18 protein-coding genes are annotated in these 19,269 nt (G+C 74.1%); 11 read left to right on the forward strand and 7 right to left on the reverse strand.

The window, feature by feature from the left end:
- The 3 genes from QIS99_RS02485 to QIS99_RS02495 all read right to left on the reverse strand — a co-directional run.
- A partial coding sequence (locus QIS99_RS02485) for an ABC transporter ATP-binding protein (RefSeq protein WP_282509926.1) occupies positions 1-779 on the reverse strand: 779 nt, incomplete at its 3' end.
- Between the two features lie 5 nt (positions 780-784).
- Positions 785-1,882, reverse strand: coding sequence for a FecCD family ABC transporter permease (locus tag QIS99_RS02490; RefSeq protein ID WP_282509928.1), 1,098 nt, complete (start codon positions 1,880-1,882; stop codon positions 785-787).
- Positions 1,879-2,967, reverse strand: coding sequence for a FecCD family ABC transporter permease (locus QIS99_RS02495; protein ID WP_282509930.1), 1,089 nt, complete (start codon positions 2,965-2,967; stop codon positions 1,879-1,881). The genes QIS99_RS02490 and QIS99_RS02495 overlap by 4 nt, the downstream gene beginning before the upstream one ends.
- 124 nt (positions 2,968-3,091) lie before the next feature.
- Here QIS99_RS02495 and QIS99_RS02500 point away from each other — a divergent pair, with 124 nt between their 5' ends.
- The 9 genes from QIS99_RS02500 to QIS99_RS02540 all read left to right on the forward strand — a co-directional run bounded on the left by QIS99_RS02500 (position 3,092) and on the right by QIS99_RS02540 (position 13,649).
- A complete protein-coding gene (locus tag QIS99_RS02500) occupies positions 3,092-4,069 on the forward strand; it encodes an ABC transporter substrate-binding protein (RefSeq protein ID WP_282509933.1) in 978 nt (325 codons plus the stop codon).
- Positions 4,066-4,857 (forward strand): 2,3-dihydro-2,3-dihydroxybenzoate dehydrogenase, encoded by a 792-nt coding sequence (locus QIS99_RS02505; RefSeq protein WP_282509935.1) that lies wholly within the window; start codon positions 4,066-4,068, stop codon positions 4,855-4,857. The genes QIS99_RS02500 and QIS99_RS02505 overlap by 4 nt, the downstream gene beginning before the upstream one ends.
- A gap of 146 nt (positions 4,858-5,003) precedes the next feature.
- The gene (gene dhbC / locus QIS99_RS02510) at positions 5,004-6,191 is read left to right on the forward strand and encodes an isochorismate synthase DhbC (RefSeq protein WP_282509937.1); all 1,188 of its coding nucleotides are present in this window, start codon (positions 5,004-5,006) and stop codon (positions 6,189-6,191) included.
- A complete protein-coding gene (locus QIS99_RS02515) occupies positions 6,188-7,816 on the forward strand; it encodes a (2,3-dihydroxybenzoyl)adenylate synthase (protein ID WP_282509939.1) in 1,629 nt (542 codons plus the stop codon). The genes dhbC and QIS99_RS02515 overlap by 4 nt, the downstream gene beginning before the upstream one ends.
- A 20-nt stretch (positions 7,817-7,836) precedes the next feature.
- Positions 7,837-8,469, forward strand: a complete 633-nt coding sequence (locus tag QIS99_RS02520) for an isochorismatase family protein (RefSeq protein ID WP_282509941.1) — start codon at positions 7,837-7,839, stop codon at positions 8,467-8,469.
- Positions 8,470-8,474: 5 nt separating this feature from the next.
- Positions 8,475-8,714: a phosphopantetheine-binding protein gene (locus tag QIS99_RS02525; RefSeq protein ID WP_282509943.1), complete on the forward strand. Its 240-nt coding sequence runs from the start codon at positions 8,475-8,477 to the stop codon at positions 8,712-8,714.
- Positions 8,711-12,679: an amino acid adenylation domain-containing protein gene (locus QIS99_RS02530; RefSeq protein ID WP_282509945.1), complete on the forward strand. Its 3,969-nt coding sequence runs from the start codon at positions 8,711-8,713 to the stop codon at positions 12,677-12,679. Before QIS99_RS02525 ends, QIS99_RS02530 begins: the two co-directional genes overlap by 4 nt.
- Entirely contained in the window at positions 12,676-12,879 is a 204-nt protein-coding gene (locus tag QIS99_RS02535; protein ID WP_282509947.1) for an MbtH family NRPS accessory protein, read from the forward strand. Before QIS99_RS02530 ends, QIS99_RS02535 begins: the two co-directional genes overlap by 4 nt.
- Positions 12,876-13,649, forward strand: a complete 774-nt coding sequence (locus QIS99_RS02540) for a 4'-phosphopantetheinyl transferase family protein (protein WP_282509949.1) — start codon at positions 12,876-12,878, stop codon at positions 13,647-13,649. The genes QIS99_RS02535 and QIS99_RS02540 overlap by 4 nt, the downstream gene beginning before the upstream one ends.
- Here QIS99_RS02540 and fes read toward each other — a convergent pair.
- From fes to QIS99_RS02555, 3 genes are all read right to left on the reverse strand, one after another.
- On the reverse strand, positions 13,633-14,886 hold the full coding sequence (fes, locus tag QIS99_RS02545; protein ID WP_282509951.1) for an enterochelin esterase: 1,254 nt from the start codon (positions 14,884-14,886) through the stop codon (positions 13,633-13,635). The two genes, QIS99_RS02540 and fes, sit on opposite strands and share 17 nt — an antisense overlap.
- Positions 14,887-15,052: 166 nt before the next feature.
- Positions 15,053-15,502 carry a VOC family protein gene (locus QIS99_RS02550; protein WP_282509952.1) on the reverse strand — a complete coding sequence of 150 codons (450 nt, stop codon included), beginning with the start codon at positions 15,500-15,502 and terminating at the stop codon, positions 15,053-15,055.
- 102 nt (positions 15,503-15,604) lie between these two features.
- Positions 15,605-15,820, reverse strand: a complete 216-nt coding sequence (locus QIS99_RS02555; protein WP_282509953.1) for a hypothetical protein — start codon at positions 15,818-15,820, stop codon at positions 15,605-15,607.
- Between the two features lie 158 nt (positions 15,821-15,978).
- On the opposite strand from QIS99_RS02555, the gene QIS99_RS02560 reads away from it, so the two are divergent.
- Positions 15,979-16,881 (forward strand): hypothetical protein, encoded by a 903-nt coding sequence (locus QIS99_RS02560; RefSeq protein ID WP_282509955.1) that lies wholly within the window; start codon positions 15,979-15,981, stop codon positions 16,879-16,881.
- A gap of 42 nt (positions 16,882-16,923) precedes the next feature.
- Here the strand turns inward: QIS99_RS02560 and QIS99_RS02565 are convergent, their stop codons facing one another.
- Complete coding sequence (locus QIS99_RS02565; RefSeq protein WP_282509957.1) at positions 16,924-17,970, reverse strand: slipin family protein; 1,047 nt, start codon at positions 17,968-17,970, stop codon at positions 16,924-16,926.
- 254 nt (positions 17,971-18,224) lie between these two features.
- Here QIS99_RS02565 and QIS99_RS02570 point away from each other — a divergent pair, with 254 nt between their 5' ends.
- A complete protein-coding gene (locus tag QIS99_RS02570) occupies positions 18,225-19,229 on the forward strand; it encodes an NAD-dependent epimerase/dehydratase family protein (RefSeq protein ID WP_282509959.1) in 1,005 nt (334 codons plus the stop codon).
- Positions 19,230-19,269 lie beyond the last annotated feature (40 nt).

The following is a 19,269-nucleotide window of genomic DNA, read 5'->3' on the forward strand; positions in this document are numbered from 1 at the left end:
GCCCGCACCCGCCCCACCGGAACCACCACCGGCGACCCGTCCCCGGGGGCCGCCAGGATGTCCGCCTCGATGCCGTACAGCTCCCGCACCAGCGACGCGTCCACGATCTCGTGGGCCGGGCCCTGGGCCACGACCCGGCCCGCGTTCATCGCGACGACCGTGTCCGCGTAACGGGCCGCGCTGCCCAGGTCGTGCAGGACCATCACCACCGTGCGGCCCGCCGCCGCGACCTCGCGGACCAGTTCCAGGACCTCCACCGCGTGGCCGAGGTCGAGGGCGCTGGTCGGCTCGTCGAGGAGGACGACCGGGGTTTCCTGCGCGAGGACCATCGCGAGCCAGCAGCGCTGGCGTTGGCCGCCGGAGAGCCGGTCGAGGCGGCGGGCGGCGAGCTCGGTGGTGCCGGTCGCGTCGAGGGCGTCCCGTACGGCCTGCTCGTCCGCGCGGGACCACTGGCGGAACAGGCCCTGGTGCGGATGGCGGCCGTACCGGACGAGGCCCGCGACCGTCACCGCCTCCGGGGCCTGCGGGGCCTGCGGGAGGAGCGCGACGCGGTGGGCGGCGGCGCGCTGCCGGAGCTGCCAGACGTCGGCGTCCCCGGCCCGCACGCTGCCCGAACTCGGCCTGTGCAGGCGGGCGATGGCGCGCAGCAGCGTCGACTTGCCGCAGCCGTTGGGGCCGACGATCGCCACGACCTGCCCGGCGGGCACCGACAGGTCGACGCCGCTTACGGCGGTGTGGCCCGGGTAGCCCGCGGTGAGGTGGTCCACGGTGAGGTGCATGGGGGTCAGGCCTTTCCGGAAACAGTGCTCTTGGCGCCGAACAGCACCCACAGCAGGAACGGCCCGCCGAGCACACTGGTGATGACGCCTACGGGGATCTCCACCGGCGCGACGACCCGGCCGAGCGTGTCCGCCGTGCCGATCAGCGCCGCGCCCACGAGCGCCGAGCCGAGCACGGGGACCCGCGTCGGCCCGCTGAGCCGGCCCGCGATCACGGGGGCGGCGAGGGCCACGAAGGCGATGGGGCCGCCGATGCCCACGGCGACGCCCGCGAGCGCCACCGCCAGGGCGAGCGTGGTGGCCCGTACGACGGTCAGGTCCACGCCGAGGGTGCTCGCCATGTCGTCGTCGAAGCGGAGGAGTTGGAGGCGGCTGCCTGCGACCAGGGCGAGGGGTACGAGGACGGTCAGGGCGGCGAGGAGAGGCGTGCCGACGGCCCAGTCGCGGCCGCTGAGGCTGCCGACCGTCCACAGGAACACGCCGCCCGCGGTGTTGTCGTTCTCGCGGGACATGACCAGGTCGGTGACGGCGCCGATGACGGTGGAGACGCCGATGCCGACGACGAGGAGGCGGTAGCCGCGGCCGCCCACCCCGCCCGCGCACAGGACGACGAGGACCGCGGCGCCGACCGCGCCGAGCGGGCCGAGCCACCAGTCGCCGAGCAGGCCGGTGCTCGACCCGACCACGGAGGCGACGACGGCCGCGGTGGCGCCCTCGTTGACGCCGATGACGTCGGGGGTGGCGAGCCGGTTGCCGGCCAGGGTCTGGGTGAGGCAGCCGGAGATCCCGAGGGCCGCGCCGACCATCAGGCCGACCGCGATCCGCGGCAGCCGGAAGTCCTGGACCAGCATGACCATGGCCGGATCGCCGGTCCCGAGCAGTCCCTTGAGGGTTTCGGCGAAGCCCATGCCGGTGGACGAGGCGAAGGTGCCGAGGGCGGTGATCAGGACGAGGAGCACCCCGAGGCCGAGGGCGGCGAGCGCGCTGCGGTGCGGGAACAGCCAGGAGAGGGTGCCCATCCGGACGACGGTGGAGTCGGGCGGGGTGATGTCGAGGGCGGTGCCGGTGCCGGGCGCGGTGGTCTTTCTCGTAGGAGTGCTCATGCCGACGCCCCTGCCGTGGACATCCGGTCCGTGCGCGCGATCCAGATCAGCAGCGGGCCGCCGACGAACGCGAGCAGCACGCTGACCGGGGTCTCCCAGGGGCGGATCACGACGCGGGCGAGCAGGTCGGCGACGATCAGCACATTGGCCGCGACCAGTGCGGAGAGCAGGAGTTGGGAGGCGATACGCGGCCCGCTGACGGTACGGGCCGCGTACGGCGCGAGCAGCCCGAGGAACGCGACCGGGCCGGCGAGCGCGACCGCACTGCCGGCGAGCAGCGTCACCGCCGCGGCGACCACGAGCCGGATGCGGCCCGGGTGGTGGCCGAGGGAGCGGGCGCTGTCGTCGCCGAGGGCGAGCGCGCCGAGCGGCCGGGCGCAGCCGAAGGCGACGAGCAGGCCGAGGGCGATCAGCGGCAGCAGCGGATATGTGTCGGCGGTCTCGATGCCCGCGAGCGAACCGATGGTCCAGTAGCGGTAGGTGTCGAAGGTCGACTGGGTGCTGAGCAGCACGTACGAGGTGAGTCCGTGGAAGGTCGCGCCGAGCGCGGACCCGGCGAGGACCAGGCGCAGCGGGGAGCCGGCCGCGCGCCCGGAGGCGGCGAGCAGCAGGACGACGGCGCTCGCGGCCATGCCGCCGGCGAGGGCCCAGACCAGCATCGCGTAGGGGGAGTTGACGCCGAAGTACGTGAGACCGGTCACCACGCCGAGCGCGGCGCCGGAGTTGACGCCGAGGAGGCCGGTCTCGGCGAGCGGGTTGCGGGTGACGGCCTGCAGGAGGCAGCCCGCGGCGCCGAGCGAGACGCCGACGAGGACGGCGGCGACGGTGCGCGGCAGGCGTACGTCCAGTACGGCGAGGCGGAGTTGGGCGTCCGCGCGGGCCGTGGGGTCGCCGAGGAGGAAGTCCCAGGCGCGGCCGACGGGGGTGGAGCCGGTGCCGATCAGGAGCGAGGCCAGGGCCAGCAGGAACAGCAGCGCCACAAGTGTGGCCGCGGCCAGGAGAGTTGGGCGGTGTATCCGTTTCGGCAGGGCTGCCGGCGGTTCGGCCTGAGCCCTGGGTGGCTCACCCACTTGCGTGATCGACATAAACTTAGCCTAACCTAAGTACCGCAGCGGGCTGATGCCTGGGGTGGATGCCCCGCCATGCCCGGAATGCGTCGCCGGTGACGTGTCGGACCAGCACGTGACCCTGACCTTCGGAGAATCACCCATGTCCCAGCACCCCACCCCTCGCGCCCGGCCGGCCGCGGTGGCCGCCGTCACCCTCGCCTCCGCGCTCACGCTCACCGCCTGCGGATCGGACAAGGGCGCCACCACCGCCGACGCCGGCAAGGGCGACGCGAAGAAGGTGTCGGTCACCGACGCCACCGGCAAGAAGGTGCAGGTCCCGGCCGCGCCGAAGAACGTCGTCGCGCTCAGCGAGATGGACCTCGACTCCTCGCTCGCCCTCGGCGTGAAGCCCGTCGGACTCACCGCCGGCCGCGGCCAGAAGGGCGCACCCGAGTACCTGGCCGACGACGCCAAGGGCATTCCCGTGGTCGGCGCCGTCACCGGCCCCGATATCGAGAAGGTCGTGCAGGCCGAGCCGGACGTCATCCTCGCCGGGCAGCTCGCCGACCCGCAGGTGCTGAGACAGCTGTCCGCGATCGCCCCGACCGTCGTCACCGTCGGCAAGGACAAGGACTGGAAGAAGGCCCTCACCCTGACCGGCCAGGTCCTCGGCAAGCAGAACGAGGCCAAGAGCTTCCTCGCCGACTACGACAAGAAGGCCGCCGAGCTGAAGAAGAACCTCGGCGACCGCGCAGGCGCCACCGTGTCCGTGGCCCGCTACTCCGCCAAGGGCACCGCCGTCATGCAGCAGGGCGTGTTCATCTCCGACGTCCTCAACGACCTGGGCTTCAAGCGGCCCGGCATCCAGAACGACAAGGGCCAGGGCCACTCCACGCCGCTCAGCGAGGAGGACCTGAAGCAGATCGACGCCGACTGGCTGTTCATCGGCACCCTCGCCTCCACCGGCAAGGACGCCGACCTCTTCGGCGAGCTCAAGGACAAGGCCGCGTACAAGCAGCTCGACGCCGTCAAGGACGGGCACGTCACCGAGATCGACGGCTCCAAGTGGACCAGTCTCGGCGGCGCCAACGCGGCCGTCTCCGTCCTGGACGACATCGAGAAGGCGATGGCCAAGTGAGCGCCGCCGTAGGGGAGCTCGCCGGCCGCACCGCCCTCGTGACCGGTGCGGGCCAGGGCATCGGCGCGGCCGTCACCCGCGCGCTCGTCGACCGCGGCGCCCGCGTCGTGGCCGTCGACCGCGAGGCGGACGGCATCAAGCGGCTCGCCGACGACGTCCCCGACGGGCGGGTGCTCGCACGGGAGCTGGACGTCACCGTCGCGTCCGCCGTCGACGCGCTCGTGGACGACGTGGAGCGCACCGTCGGGCCGCTCGACATCCTCGTCAACGTGGCCGGGGTGCTGCGTCCCGCGCCCGTCGTCGAGCTCACCGACGCCGACTGGGCCGAGACGTTCGCGGTCAACACCACCGGCGTGTTCCACACCTCGCGCGCCGCCGCCCGCCGCATGGGGGAGCGCCGGGCCGGCTGCATCGTCACGGTCGGCTCCAACGCGGCCGGGGTGCCGCGCAGTTCGATGGCCGCGTACGCCGCGTCCAAGGCCGCCGCGACCATGTTCACCAAGTGCCTCGGGCTCGAACTGGCCCGCAGCCAGGTGCGGTGCAACGTGGTCTCGCCCGGCTCCACGGACACCGCGATGCAGCGGCAGCTGTGGGGCGAGGACGCGGAGTCGTCCGCTCGGCGCGTCATCGAGGGTGACCCCTCGGCGTACCGCGTCGGGATTCCGCTCGGGCGGATCGCCGAGCCTGCGGACATCGCGGAGGCGGTGGTGTTCCTCGTCTCCGACCGGGCTCGGCACATCACGATGCATGACTTGTACGTGGACGGTGGGGCGACGTTGCGGGCCTGAACCGGTCTTACGCCGGCCGTTCCGCACCGTTGACCCGGTTGCCGTCGATCGGCCTGCGGCCTCGTCCTCAAACGCCGGACGGGCTGGATTGCCCCCCCTTGAACGGGCTGGACCCACCCCCCTCACCCCCCTCAGGAGACCTACCCGTGACATCCACCCAGGACGTCGCCCCCGCCGCGCCCACCGTCGGGGCCGCCACCGCGCTGCTCGACGCCTATCAACCCGGCGACGACCGCTTCTTCGCCTCGCCGACGCGTACCCTCCTCGCCCACGGAACCCGCGCAGAAGTCCCGCACGACGCACGGCCGCTGGCCGAGCGGGTCGCCGCGGCCCTGCGGGAGCAGATGGCCGCAGGGAACCCCGCGCCCGTCGTCGTCGGGGCCATCCCCTTCGACCACGAGGAGCCGGCCGCGCTCGCCGTGCCCGAGGCCGTCCGCTGGGCGCCCGCGCTGCACCGGGACCCGCTGATCGGTGTGCCCGCCGAGGCGCCCGGCGACGCCGACTGGGACGTGTGCCAGGTGCCCGCGCCCGAGGAGTACGCCGCGTCCGTCGCCCGTGCCGTGCAGCGCATGCGCGCCGGGGAGTTCAGCAAGGTCGTCCTCGCCCGGACCCTGGAACTCCGCTCGCCGCAGCCCCTGGACCTGCCCGCACTGCTGCAGCGGCTCGCCCGGCGCGACCCCTCCGGCTACACCTTCGCCGTGCCGTCGGGCCCCGGCCGCACCCTGCTCGGCGCCAGCCCCGAACTCCTCGTGTCCCGGCGCGGCGGCCGGCTCGTCGCCAACCCGCTCGCCGGTTCCACGCCGCGCAGCGCCGACCTCGCCGAGGACGTGCGCCGCGCCGCCGCGCTCCTTCGGTCGCCGAAGGACCTGCACGAGCACGCGGTCGTCGTGGACGCGGTACGGGCCGCGCTCGCCCCGTACTGCGACGACCTCGACGTGCCCGAGCGGCCCACCCTCGTCCGGACCGCCGCCATGTGGCACCTGTCCACCACCGTCACCGGGACGCTGCGCGAACCGGCCGCGTCCGCCCTGGAGCTGGCGTGCGCCCTGCACCCGACCCCCGCCGTGTGCGGTACGCCCACCCCGCTCGCCCGTGAGGTCATCCGCGACCTCGAACCCTTCGACCGGTCCCTGTTCACCGGCATGGTCGGCTGGGGCGACGCCCAGGGCGACGGCGAGTGGGTCGTCACCATCCGCTGCGCCGAGGCCGGGCAGGACCTGCTGCGCCTGTACGCGGGCGCCGGGGTCGTCGCCGACTCCTCGCCGGAGGCCGAGACCGCCGAGACCGGCGCCAAGTTCCGTACCTTCCTGAACGCCGTGGGAGCCGAACTGTGACCACCCCCGCCCCCGTCAGCGCAGACGCGCCCACCTGGCCCGAGGAGTTCGCCGAGCGCTACCGCGCCCTCGGCTACTGGCGCGGCGAGACCTTCGGCGCCCTGCTCCACGAGCGCGCCGCCGCCCACCCCGACCGGATCGCGGTCGTCGACGGCGAGCGCCGCTGGACGTACGGCGAGCTCGACCGGCGCGCCGACCGCCTCGCGAACGGCTTCGCCGCGCGCGGCATCGGCAAGGGCGACCGGGTCGTCGTCCAACTCCCCAACGTGGCCGAGTTCTTCGAGGTGATCTTCGGCCTGTTCCGGATCGGGGCGCTGCCGGTCTTCGCGCTGCCCGCGCACCGCGAGACGGAGATCCGGTACTTCTGCGAGTTCACCGAGGCCGTCGCGTACGTCATTCCGGATGTCGTCGCGGGCTTTGACCACCGTGAGCTGGCCGCAAAGGTCCAGGCCCAAGCGCCCGCCCTGCGCGACGTGTTCGTGGCCGGCGAGCCCGGCCCGCACACCCCGCTCACCGACGTCGCCCGCGACGACTTCGTCCCGTACGACGAGCCCGAACCCTCCGACCTGGCGTTCCTGCAGCTCTCCGGCGGGTCCACGGGTGTGCCCAAGCTGATCCCGCGCACCCACGACGACTACATCTACTCGCTGTGGGGATCGAACGAGATCTGCGGCGTCGACGAGGACTCCGTGTTCCTCGTCGTGCTGCCCGCCGCGCACAACTTCCCGCTCTCCTCGCCGGGTTCGCTGGGCGTCCTCTACGCGGGCGGGCGGGTGGTGCTGTGCCCGCAGCCCGACCCGGAGACCGCCTTCCCGGTCATCGAGCGCGAGGGCGTCACGATCACCGGACTCGTGCCGCCGCTCGCCCTGGTGTGGACCGAGGCCGGGCCGACCGCCCGGTACGACCTGTCCAGCCTCGACGTCCTCCTGGTCGGCGGCGCCAAGTTCAGCGAGGAGGCCGCCCGCCGGGTACGGCCCGCCCTGAACTGCACGCTCCAGCAGGTGTTCGGCATGGCGGAGGGGCTCGTCAACTACACGCGTCTGGACGACCCGGTGGAGACGATCGTCGCCACACAGGGCCGCCCGATCTCCGCCCACGACGAGATCCGCGTCGTCGACGACAACGACCAGGATCTTGAAGCCGGTCAGACCGGGCACCTTCTCACCCGTGGCCCGTACACCATCCGCGGCTACTGGCGCGCCCCCGAGCACAACAAGCGGTCCTTCACCGAGGACGGCTTCTACCGCACCGGGGATGTCGTCCGCATGATGGAGAGGGGACATCTCGTCGTCGAGGGCCGCGCCAAGGACCAGATCAACCGCGGCGGCGAGAAGGTCGCCCCGGAGGAGGTCGAGAACGTCGTCCTCGGCCACCCCGCCGTGCACGACGTGTCCGTCGTCGCCGTGCCCGACGCGTATCTGGGCGAGCGCACCTGCGCGTACGTCATCCTGCGCGCCGACGCCGAACCCCTGAGGCCCGTCGCGATCAAGAAGTTCGTACGGGAGCACGGGCTCGCCGCCTTCAAGGTCCCCGACCGGGTCGAGTTCGTCGACGCGTTCCCGCAGACCGGCATCGGCAAGGTCTCCAAGAAGGACCTCCGTACGACCGCCGCAGCCGACCAGTAACACCGAAAGGCCCCCACACCATGGCCCTCCCCGCCATCTCCCCGTACCCCCTGCCCACCGCGGACGAACTGCCCGCGAACCGCGTCGCGTGGACCGTCGACCCGTCCCGTGCCGTGCTGCTCGTGCACGATCTGCAGAACTACTTCCTGCGCGCCTTCGAGCAGGACCAGTCGCCGGTCACCGAACTCCTCGGCAACGTGGGGAAGTTGGCGAGCCAGGCCCGTGCGCTCGGCGTGCCGGTCGTGTACTCCGCGCAGCCCGGCGGCCAGAGCCCGGCCGAGCGCGGGCTCCAGCAGGACTTCTGGGGCCCCGGGCTGCCCGACGACGCGTCCGCGAAGGCCATCGCGCCGGCCGTCGCACCCGAGGACGGCGACACCGTCCTCACCAAGTGGAAGTACAGCGCGTTCGTACGGACCGACCTCGCGCAGATGATGCGGGAACAGAGCCGCGACCAGCTCGTGATCGTCGGCGTGTACGCCCACATCGGCGTCCTGATGTCCGCCTGCGACGCCTGGATGCAGGACATCCAGGCCTTCCTCGTCGCCGACGCCGTCGCCGACTTCTCCCGCGCCGACCACGACCTGGCGCTGCGCTGGGCGGCCGCCAAGTGCGCCGTCGTCACCACGACCGGAACCACCTTCCAGGGGGCCTGAGCAGCATGGCAACGAGCACACTGACCGTCGAGCAGATACGCGCCGACGTCGCCGACGCGCTCGGCGAGGACATCGCCGACATCCCCGTCGACGAGAACCTCGTCGACTACGGCCTGGACTCCGTCCGCATCATGGCCCTCCTGGAGCGCTGGCGCCGCGACCACGGCGCCGACGCCACCTTCGTGGACCTCGCCGAACAGCCCGCGATCGAGGCCTGGGCACCGCTGCTCGGAGTGACGGCATGACCGCCCTGCTCGAACCCGCCACCGAGGCCCTGCCGGTGGCGGGGCTCCCGCTCACCGCCGCCCAGTCCGGCATGTGGTTCGCGCAGGCCCTGGACCCCCAGAGCCCCGCGCAGAACACCGCCGAGTGCATCGAGATCCACGGCCCCGTCGAGCCCCGGCTGTTCGCGCGGGCCCTGCGCCGCGTCGCCGGTGAGGCGGACGCGCTGCGGGTCCGGCTGGCCGAGACCGCCGAAGGGCCGCGCCAGCTCCCGCTCGCCCTCGGCTCAGACGACCCCGCGGACCCGGCCCGCTTCCCGTTCGAGGAGTACGACCTGCGCGGCGCCGCCGACCCGGACGCCACCGCCCGCGCCCGCATGCGCGAGGACCTGGCGCGCCCCTTCGACCTGGCCGCCGGGCCGCTGTTCCAGCACGCCCTGTTCCGGGTCGCCGACGAGCGCCGGCTCTGGTTCCAGCGCGTCCACCACGCCGTGATGGACGGCTTCGGCTACTCGCTGCTCGCCCGCCGCACCGCCGAGGTCTACACCGCGCTCGCCGCCGGCGACGAGCCGGGCCCGAGCCCCTTCGGCCGCCTCACCGACCTCGTCGCCGAGGACGCCGCGTACCGCAGCTCCCAGGCGTACGAGACGGACCGCGCGCACTGGAACGCGGCGTTCGCGGACCGGCCCGAGGCCGTGAACCTCGCCGGGCGCACCGCCCTGCCGTCCCGCACCTTCCACCGCCGCACCGCGCACATCGGCGCCGAACTCTCCGACCGGCTCAAGGAGTTGGCCGCCGGGGTGCGCGCCACCTGGCCCGAGGTGCTGATCGCCGCGCAGGCCCTGTACCTGTCCCGCGCCACGCACACCGAGGAGGTCGTGCTCGGCCTGCCGATGATGGGCCGCATGGGCTCGGCCGCGCTGCGCATCCCCGGCATGGTCATGAACGTGCTGCCGCTGCGCCTCACCGTCGCCCCGCACGCCACCTTCGCCGAGCTGACCCGGCAGGTCGTCCTCGGCATCCGCGCCGCCCGCAAGCACCAGCGCTACCGGTACGAGGAGATCCGCCGCGACCTCGGCCTGCTCGGCGAGGGCCGCGCCCTGGTCGGCCCGCTCGTCAACGTCATGCCGTTCGACTACGGCCTGACCTTCGCCGGGGCGCCGAGCACGGCCCACAACCTGTCCGCGGGCCCGGTGGACGACCTCACCGTCAACATCTACGACCGCGCCGACGGCAGCGGCCTGCGCATCGACCACGACGGCAACCCCGCCCTGTACAAGGAGCACGAACTCGGCGTCCACCAGCGCCGTTTCCTCGCACTCCTGGCCCGGATCGCCGCGGCCGACCCGCACGAGCCGCTGGCCCGCCACGGCATCTGCACCGGCGCCGAACGCGCCCTGGTCCTCGACGAGTTCAACGCCACCGCGCGGGACGTGCCCCCGACCACCCTCATCGGCCCCATCGAGGCCCAGGCCGCCCGCACCCCGGACGCGCCCGCGCTCGTCTTCGACGGCAGCACGCTCACGTACGGCGAACTCAACGCCCGCGCCAACCGGCTCGCGTGGCACCTCGCCGAGCTGGGTGTGCGGCCGGGGGCGCTCGCCGCCGTCGCCGTGCCGCGCTCCCTCGACCTGGTCGTCGCCCTGCTCGCCGTGGCCAAGGCGGGCGGCGCCTATCTGCCGCTCGACCCGGACTACCCGGCGGAACGCCTCGCCCACATGGTCGAGGACGCCCGGCCCGCCGTCGTGATCGCGGACACCGCCGCCCGCGTTCCCGCCGGGGTCGGCGTACCGGCCGTGGTTCTCCAGGGTCTGGACGTGAGCGGCGAGTTGCCGGTCAACCCGCCGCGCGCGCTCACCCCGCAGCATCCCGCGTACGTCATCTACACCTCCGGCTCCACCGGCCGCCCCAAGGGCGTCGTCGTGCCGCACGGGGCGATCGACAACCGGCTGCGCTGGATGCAGGCGGAGTATCCGCTCGGGCCCGGCGACCGGGTGCTGCAGAAGACGCCGTCCGGGTTCGACGTGTCCGTGTGGGAGTTCTTCTGGGCCCTTCGGGTCGGCGCCACGATCGTGATGGCCGCGCCCGGCGGCCACAAGGACCCCGCCTACCTGGCCCGCACCATCCGCGAACAGGCGGTCACCACCTGCCACTTCGTGCCGTCCATGCTCCAGGTGTTCCTCGCCGAGCCGGGCGCCGCCGACTGCACCGGCCTGCGCCGCGTGTTCTGCAGCGGCGAGGCCCTGCCCCGCGAGACCGTCCAGGAGTTCGGCCGCACCCTGCCCGAGGTGGAGCTGCACAACCTGTACGGGCCGACCGAGGCCGCCGTCGACGTCACGTACCACCCGTGCGACACCCGGCCTGCCGTCGCGGGGCCGGTACCGATCGGCAAGCCCGTGTGGAACACCCGCCTCTACGTCCTGGACGCGGCGCTGCAGCCGTGCCCGCCCGGCGTGCCCGGCGAACTCCACCTCGCGGGCGTCCAGTTGGCCACCGCGTACCTGGGCCGCCCCGCCCTCACCGCGTCCCGTTTCGTCGCCGACCCGTACGGACCGGCCGGCAGCCGCATGTACCGTACCGGCGACCTGGCGCGCTGGACCGAGCACGGCGAGATCGAGTACCTGGGCCGCACCGACCACCAGGTCAAGCTGCGCGGACTGCGCATCGAACTCGGCGAGATCGAGACCGAGCTGGCCGCCCGCGAGGGCATCACCGGCGCCTGCGTCCTGGTCCGCGAGGACCGGCCCGGCGACCAGCGCCTCGTCGGCTACGTGACCGGGCCCCATGCAGAGGCCTTTGACGCTGACGCCGTACGCGACCGCCTCGCGCAGACCCTGCCCGACTACATGGTCCCCGGCGCCCTCGTCGTCCTCGACGACTTCCCGCTCAGCCCCAACGGCAAGCTGGACCGCAAGGCCCTGCCCGCGCCCGCGCAGGCCGCCACCGGCACCGGGCGCGCGCCCCGGGACCCGCGCGAGGAGACCCTGACCCGGCTCTTCGCCGAAGTCCTGGGACAGGACCGACTGAGCGTGGGCATGGACGATGGATTCTTCGACCTGGGCGGCACCTCGCTGCTCGCCGCCCGCCTGGTCCGCCGCATCCGCGACACCCTCGGCGCCGACCTCGCCATCGGCGCGCTGTTCCAGGCCCAGACCCCGGCCGCGCTCGCCGCCCAGCTGGACGCCGGGCTCGGCAACGACGCGGTGCTCCGCACGCTCCTCCCGCTGCGCACCGCCGGCAGCCGCACCCCGCTGTTCGTCTTCCACCCGGCGGGCGGCCTCAGCTGGTGCTACTCGGGGCTGCTCGCCCGCCTCGACCCGGACCAGCCGGTGTACGGACTCCAGGCACGCGGACTGCTCGCCGAGGCCGATGCCCACCTGCCCGCGTCCATGGCCGAGATGGCCGCCGATTACGTACGGGAACTGCGCACCGTACAGCCGCACGGCCCGTACCGGCTGCTCGGCTGGTCCGTCGGCGGGGTCGTGGCGCACACCGTCGCCGTACTCCTCCAGGAGGCGGGCGAGGAGGTCGAACTGCTCTCGCTGCTCGACGCCTACCCGTCCGACCAGTGGCAGGACCAGGCCGTCCCCGCCGAGGCCGACGCGCTCACCGCACTCCTGCGGATGGCCGGGTACGAGCGCACCGACGAGCTGACCCGCGACGACGTGCTCGCCACCCTGCACCGCGAGGGCAGCGCCCTGGCCGGGCTCAGCGACACGACCCTGACCGCCGTCGTCGACATCGTGGTCAACAACGCCCACCTGATGCGCGCCCACCGCCACCGGCGCTTCGACGGCGACGTGCTGTTCTTCACCGCCGCCGCACCCCGCCCGGAGCACTGGCTGACCCCGGACTCCTGGCGGCCGTACATCGGTGGCACCCTGACGGAGCACGCCATCGACTGCCTGCACCCGCACCTCACCCAGGCCCCCCACCTGGACGAGATCGTGGACGTCCTCAGCCGCCGCCTCAAGGAGCTCGACCGATGACCGCCGGACCCGGCCCCTTCGACCAGCCGACAGGGGAGCGGGGCCAAGCGCCCACCCACCTGGTGCTGCGCAATATGCGCGCCGAGCACTCCCTGTGGCCCGCCCACACCCCCGGCCCGGAGGGCTGGCGGGTGACGCACGGCCCCGCCCCGTACGAGGAGTGCGCGGCGCACATCGAGGGTGCGGCGGCGACGGCTTGAGCGGGCCCGCACCGGTCGCGGCCCGGCGGCTGAACGTGCCGCCGGGCCTCCGACTCGGCTCTGCGGACGTGGAGTTGCCGGGCGGGGAATTGGCGGGCGTGGAGTTGCCGGGCGGGGAATTGCCGGGCGGGGAGTTGGCGGGCGGGGAATTGGCGGGCGTGGAGCTGTGGCTCACCGGCGCCCCCGACCCGGACGGCTTCCGGCTGCTCGACGCCGGCGAACGGGCCCGCGCCGAGCGCCTTCGCCGCGCCGCCGACCGGCAGGTGTACGTCGCCGCGCACGCCCTGCTGCGCCGTCTGCTCGGCGCCCGCCTGGACCGTGACCCGGCCGGCCTTCGCTTCGTCCGCGAGGCGTGCCCGGGCTGCGGCGCCCCGCACGGCCGCCCCGCCCTGCCGGGCACGCCGGTCCACTTCTCGCTCTCGCACTCGGGCCAGTACGCCCTGATCGGCCTCGCCGACCGGCCGGTCGGCGTCGACCTCGAAGCGCTCGCGGCGGACGCGCTCGTCGACGACGTGGCGGCGTCCCTGCACCCGCGCGAGCACGCGGAGCTGTCCTTGCTGCCCCCGGGCCCGCTCCGTACGGCCGCGTTCACGCGCTGCTGGACGCGGAAGGAGGCCTGCCTGAAGGGCACCGGCGAGGGCATCACGGGCGACGGCCTCCACGACACGTACGTCGGCACGGGCCCGGAACCGCAACCCGTCACCGGCTGGGCGCTCGCGGATGTGGCGGTGCCCGAGGGGTATGTGGGGGCGGTCAGCGTCCGCCGCTGAGCAACCCCACGATCCCGTCGGCCAGTTCGGTACGCCAGCACAGCCAGTCGTGGCCGCCGTTGAACTCCCCGTACACCGCGTCCGCGTAGCCCCGCTCGCGCAGCGCGTCCCGCAGGCGGCGGGCGGACGGCAGCAGGGCCCACTCCTGCTCGCCCGCCGACAGCCAGAAGCGCACCGGCAGCCGCGGCGACTCCCGCACCAGGCCGGTCACCAGCTCCGCCCCGGCCTCGCCCGAGGGCCACCAGAACGACCCCGACTGCGCAAGCGCGTTGCCGAAGCGGTGCGGCGCGCGCAGGGCCGCGTACGCCGCCGTCAGGCCGCCGAGGCTCTGGCCCGCGAGGACCGTGCGCGCAGGGTCGGAGGTGACCGGCAGCCGGTCCGCCGCCCAGGGCAGCAGTTCGTCGGCGAGGAAGCCTGCGAAGCGGTCGTCGCAGCCGAGTTCGGCCCAGCGGGTGTCGTTGTCCAGGGCCTCCGGGAGCAGCGCCACCAGCGGCGGGACCCGGCCGTCCGCGATCAGGTTGTCGAGCAGCGTGGCCAGGCCGAGCGCGGGCTGCCAGGACTCGCCGTCGAAGAGGACCAGGACGGGGAGGTCCGCCCGCGTCGCCTCGTGGCCCGGCGGTGTGTACACCCACACCCGCCGCTCGTTGCCCAGCCGCTCGCTGCGCACCGTGTGCACGCGCACCGCGCCGGCCGGCACGTCCGTCCGCACCCGCCAGTCATCCGCGCGCGGCGCCCTGGGCAGCTCCACGTACGAGATCGGGTCCGCGCCCCAACGCCGTTGCAGCGAGCGGGAGTTGAGCGGGTCGACGCGGTGCAGGCGGCGCAGCCACGCCGCGTGCTCGGGCGTGCCCGGCGCGGCCGGTGCGCCGCCCTCGTCGACGCACAGGCTGTACGTGGCCCGCCAGTCGTCCCGCATCCGCAGCGACCAGTGCCACACGTCCGTGCCCGGCACCCGCGCCATCAGGTTGGCCGCCGGGTCGGCCGGGTCCATGACCTTGTTGGGCAGGGCGAGCACGGCCCGCGTCGCGGGGGAGCCGCGCCACAGGAACGTCACGACCGCGTGGCCGTCCCCGTCCGGCTCCACGAGCGGCGTGCCCGCGTCCGCCGCCGCCCGCCAGAACTCCGCCTCGCCGACCTCGCCCGCCGCGAGCGCCGCGACCCGCGCGCTCGCCGCCCGCGCCACCGGGTGCGGCCGCGGGAGGCGCGGCGGCCGGCTGGGTTTCACGGACTCGGGCATGGCTCGGCCTCCGGGCGGCGACGGGACGGGGCAAGTAAGGCTCGTAAGTAAGGCTCACCTTACCTGTTCTTGGCCTGCCGCTCGGGCGCAGTCCGGCCCCTCGTGCCGCGCTGACCGGAGGCGCCCCGGAGGCGACCCGGAGGCACCCCGGAGGCGCCCGGAGGCGTCAACGGCGCGGCTCGCCCCGGTACGGGCCGAAGGACCACTTGTTGCCCTCCGGGTCGGTGATCGCGAACTCCCGGTTGCCGTACGGCTGATCCACGATCTCCATCAGGATCTGCACCCCGGAGCCGGGTGCCGTGAGGCGTTCGTACAGCTCGTCGACGTGGTCGGTGACGACGTACGCGCCCAGGGTGCCCGGCTCCAGCGTCCATGGGCCCTTCTTCTCCGGGTCGTAGCTGCCGAGCATGATGCCGCCGCCCTCCGGCCAGTCGAGCTGGGCGTGGGCGACCTTCCCGCCGTCCTCGTAGACGGCGGTGCGCTCGAAGCCGACGGTGTCGACCAGGAAGTCGATCAGGGCGGGAGCGTCGTGCGCGAGGAGGGTGGGCCACACGGTGGGCGCGGGCCGGGCGTCGTCGGACGAGGTCTGCGGGGCGTTCTCTGGGCGGGGAACCATATGTCCAGTATGGGACGCGGCGACGGGGTGGGCGAGGCGCCCGATCCACCCCGGCACCCTGGTCCTGATCTGCGGGTGGGCGGCCACGATCGGCGGCACGCCTCAACGCCGTGGCCCCCGCCGCCCGTTCGTCGCCGTCAGCCCCTCCACCAGCATCCGCAGCACCGCCCGCTGGTGGGCCCGTACGCGCGCATTCGTACGGTCGGGGCTCAGCGCCCTGCGCGCGGCGTGGGCCGTGAGGGCGGCGAGGAGCAGGCGCACCAGGGCGCCCGTCACCGCGGCGCCGGCGAGCAGCCAGAGGGCGAGTCCTGTGAACATCGGGGCACCTTCCGGGAGGGGGGCGAGGTGGACAGGGACCCCAGGTGTACGCCGCCCCCGCCCCGCCCCGCCTCCCCGCACCAGCGCTGAAAACCCGGCCCACAACTCCCCGCACCCGCGCGGTTGTTGAAGCCGAGCCGCCTCGGCACGATGCCCGCATGGACGACAAGGACGAGCCGCGCCCGGGCCCCCGCAGCAAACGGGAGCTGCCCTACCCGTACGACCAGGATCTCTCCGGCGTGCTGCGGCACCTCAACCGGCGGACCCGCCGAGGCCGCAGCAGCCTCGCGAACCACAAGGTCACCGCCGGGTTCCTCGCCGCCGGGATGCGGCTGCTCGAACGGCATCTCGGCCCCGGCGCCGGGCTGCCCGTGACCAGCGAGCGGCTGCTGCTCGGCCCGCTGTCGCAGCGCGGCGTGGCGGCGGCGTTCCGGGCGAACCGGCCGCCGTTCCCGCGCGACGGGCGCGCGGAGTCGATGCTCAGGGACCGCTGGGACCCGCACGCGAACTTCGTCGTCGACCTCATCAACTTCGCGGTGTGGAAGGAGAACTACCGCCCGGAGTTCCGCGCCCAGCGGGCCGGCACGCTCCACCGCCTCGTGCACGGCCGCAGCGGCACCGACTTCGTCCGGGCCGTGCACGACATCGGCTACCGGCACGCCGCCGACGGCGTGGAGTCGCCCTCCGTACGCCTCGGCCTGACCCTGATGCTCGCCGCGGACGGCGACGAGGAGGTCGCGCAGATCGTCGCCGGGATCTACCGCGACTACCTCGGCTCGTGGAAGGAGCTGTACGCGGACGTCCTCAGGCAGCGCGGACTGCGGCTGCGCCCCGGCCTGACCCTGGACGACCTGGCGGACGCGCTGTCCGCGACGAACGACGGCACGACGCTGCGGGCCGTCGGCGACCCCGGCTCGGGCGTCGTCGACCACGCCCGCGGCCGCTCCCTGATGGGCACGCTCGCCCTCGCCGTGATCCACGCCTTCCTCGAACCGGACGACGACGCGAGCGGCCTCACCCTGGAGCAGGCGGTGGCGCAGCGCTTCGGCGGCGGCCGCTGACGTCCGGGGTGCTCACGTCCGGGGTGCTCACGTCCGGGGTGCTCACGCCCGAGGTGCGGTCCCGGTCGCCGGTCCGGTCGCGGAGGCGTCGTTGGAGTCGTCGGCGTGGTCGGCGTCGTCGGCGGCCTCGCGCACCGGGGTGAGGCCGCGCGGCAGGGCGTCGGGCGGGGCGGGGGCGGCCCCGACCTGGTCCCTGATCTGGTCCATGACCTCCTCGGGGAGCAGGTCGGCCGGCACGGCGTGCGGCGCCTCCGGCTGTGCCGTCTCCGGCTGCGCCGTCTCCGGCTGCGCCGTCTCCGGCTGTGCCGCCTCGCCGGGCGCTGTCGTCTGCTGGGTGCTGCGCTCCAGGAACCGGAGGAGTTCGACCGGGAAGGGCAGCACCAGCGTGGAGTTCTTCTCGGCGGCGACGGCCACCACGGTCTGCAGCAGCCGCAGCTGCAGGGCGGCCGGTTCGTCCGACATCTGGTGGGCGGCCTCGGCGAGCTTCTTCGAGGCCTGCAGCTCGGCGTCGGCGTTGATGACGCGGGCGCGGCGCTCACGGTCGGCCTCGGCCTGGCGGGCCATCGAACGCTTCATGGTCTCCGGCAGGGACACGTCCTTGATCTCGACGCGGTCGATCTGCACGCCCCAGCCCACGGCCGGGCTGTCGATCATCAGCTCCAGGCCCTGGTTGAGCTTCTCGCGGTTGGAGAGCAGGTCGTCCAGGTCGCTCTTGCCGATGATGGACCGCAGCGAGGTCTGCGCCATCTGCGAGACCGCGAAACGGTAGTCCTCGACGTTCACGATCGCCTTGTCGGCCTCCACGACCTTGAAGTACACCACCGCGTCCACACAGACCGTGACGTTGTCGCGGGTGATGCCCTCCTGGGCCGGCACGGGCATCGTGACGATCTGCATGTTCACCTTGCGGAGGTGATCCACGATCGGGACGATCAGCGTGAACCCGGGCTGGCGCACTTCGCGGCGCAGCCGTCCGAGACGCAGGACCACACCGCGCTCGTACTGCTTCACGACCCGTGCCGCAGCCATCACGTAGAGCACTCCGGCGGATCCGGCCGCCCCGGCAGCGAGGATCAGTTCCTGAACCATGGCCGACCCCCTCGGGTCCGAGTCACTGGTGTTTACCACGGTATGGCGGTTATGCCCGTTGGTCGAGGGTCTTGCACGCATCCGCCGGCCCGCCGCGCCCGGGCCGCCGTACCGATCCGTGCGCCGCCTCACGGCCCCGTGCGCCGCCTCACGGCCCCGTGCGCTGCCATACCGATCCGTGCGCCGTCTTACCGATCCATGACGGGCGGGCGCGGCCCCGCCGCCGCGCCCGCCGGGCGGCCTAGCGTGCGGGCATGCGTGTACTGGTCACCGGCGGAGCCGGGTTCATCGGGTCCCATGTCGTCGAGGCGCTGGCCGCGCGCGGCCACGAGCCCGTCGTGTTCGACGCCCGCGTCGACCCCGGCGCGGACGTACGGGACGGGGCGGCCGTGGCCCGCGCCCTCGCCGGGGCCGACGCGGTCTGCCACCAGGCGGCCATGGTCGGCCTCGGCACGGGCTTCGCCGACGCCCCCGACTACGCCTCGCACAACGACGTCGGCACCGCCGTCCTGCTCGCCGCGATGGCCGGGGCGGGCGTGCGCCGGCTCGTCCTCGCGGGCTCGATGGTCGTGTACGGGGAGGGCCGCTACGACTGCGCCCGGCACGGCCGGGTCCGCCCCGGGCCGCGCACCGTCGAGGACCTGGACGCGGGCCGGTTCGAGCCGAGGTGCCCGGAGTGCGGGGCGTGGCTCGCGCCGGGGCTCGTCGGCGAGGACGCGCCGCTGGACCCGCGGAACGTGTACGCCGCGACCAAGGTGGCCCAGGAGCACCTGGCGGCCGCGTGGGCGCGGGACACCGGGGGCACGGCGGTCTCGCTGCGCTACCACAACGTCTACGGCCCCCGGATGCCCCGCGACACCCCGTACGCGGGCGTGGCCTCCTTCTTCCGCTCGGCGCTCGCCCGCGGGCAGGCGCCGACGGTGTACGAGGACGGTGCGCAGCGGCGGGACTTCGTGCACGTACGGGACGTGGCGGCGGCCAACGCCCTGGCCCTGGAGGCGGACCCGGCGGGCGGCGCGCTCACCGCGTACAACACCGGCAGCGGCGAGCCGCACACGGTCGGCGAGCTGGCCGCGGAGCTGGCGGCGGCGCACGGCGGCCCGGCGCCGCGCGTCACGGGCGAGTACCGCCTCGGCGACGTCCGCCACATCACCGCGGACTCCGCGCGGCTGCGCACCGAACTCGGCTGGCACCCGGAGGTCGGCTTCGCGGCGGGCGTACGGGAGTTCGCGGGAGCGGAGCTCCGGGGGGCCCGATAGGGGAGAAGGGCAGGGAGGGGAGAAGGGGCGGGGGAGGGGA

Origin of the sequence: Streptomyces solicavernae, assembly GCF_029968095.1 — a bacterium.
In the GTDB taxonomy this organism is placed as follows: Bacteria; Actinomycetota; Actinomycetes; order Streptomycetales; family Streptomycetaceae; genus Streptomyces; species Streptomyces solicavernae.

Excerpts from the sequence above, each read along its gene's own strand:
- QIS99_RS02490 (WP_282509928.1), bottom strand. The coding sequence starts at position 1,882 with ATGAGCACTCCTACGAGAAAGACCACCGCGCCCGGCACCGGCACCGCC.
- QIS99_RS02495 (WP_282509930.1), bottom strand. The coding sequence starts at position 2,967 with ATGTCGATCACGCAAGTGGGTGAGCCACCCAGGGCTCAGGCCGAACCG.
- QIS99_RS02500 (WP_282509933.1), top strand. The coding sequence starts at position 3,092 with ATGTCCCAGCACCCCACCCCTCGCGCCCGGCCGGCCGCGGTGGCCGCC.
- QIS99_RS02520 (WP_282509941.1), top strand. The coding sequence starts at position 7,837 with ATGGCCCTCCCCGCCATCTCCCCGTACCCCCTGCCCACCGCGGACGAA.
- QIS99_RS02525 (WP_282509943.1), top strand. The coding sequence starts at position 8,475 with ATGGCAACGAGCACACTGACCGTCGAGCAGATACGCGCCGACGTCGCC.
- QIS99_RS02530 (WP_282509945.1), top strand. The coding sequence starts at position 8,711 with ATGACCGCCCTGCTCGAACCCGCCACCGAGGCCCTGCCGGTGGCGGGG.
- QIS99_RS02535 (WP_282509947.1), top strand. The coding sequence starts at position 12,676 with ATGACCGCCGGACCCGGCCCCTTCGACCAGCCGACAGGGGAGCGGGGC.
- fes (WP_282509951.1), bottom strand. The coding sequence starts at position 14,886 with ATGCCCGAGTCCGTGAAACCCAGCCGGCCGCCGCGCCTCCCGCGGCCG.
- QIS99_RS02550 (WP_282509952.1), bottom strand. The coding sequence starts at position 15,502 with ATGGTTCCCCGCCCAGAGAACGCCCCGCAGACCTCGTCCGACGACGCC.
- QIS99_RS02555 (WP_282509953.1), bottom strand. The coding sequence starts at position 15,820 with ATGTTCACAGGACTCGCCCTCTGGCTGCTCGCCGGCGCCGCGGTGACG.
- QIS99_RS02560 (WP_282509955.1), top strand. The coding sequence starts at position 15,979 with ATGGACGACAAGGACGAGCCGCGCCCGGGCCCCCGCAGCAAACGGGAG.
- QIS99_RS02565 (WP_282509957.1), bottom strand. The coding sequence starts at position 17,970 with ATGGTTCAGGAACTGATCCTCGCTGCCGGGGCGGCCGGATCCGCCGGA.
- QIS99_RS02570 (WP_282509959.1), top strand. The coding sequence starts at position 18,225 with ATGCGTGTACTGGTCACCGGCGGAGCCGGGTTCATCGGGTCCCATGTC.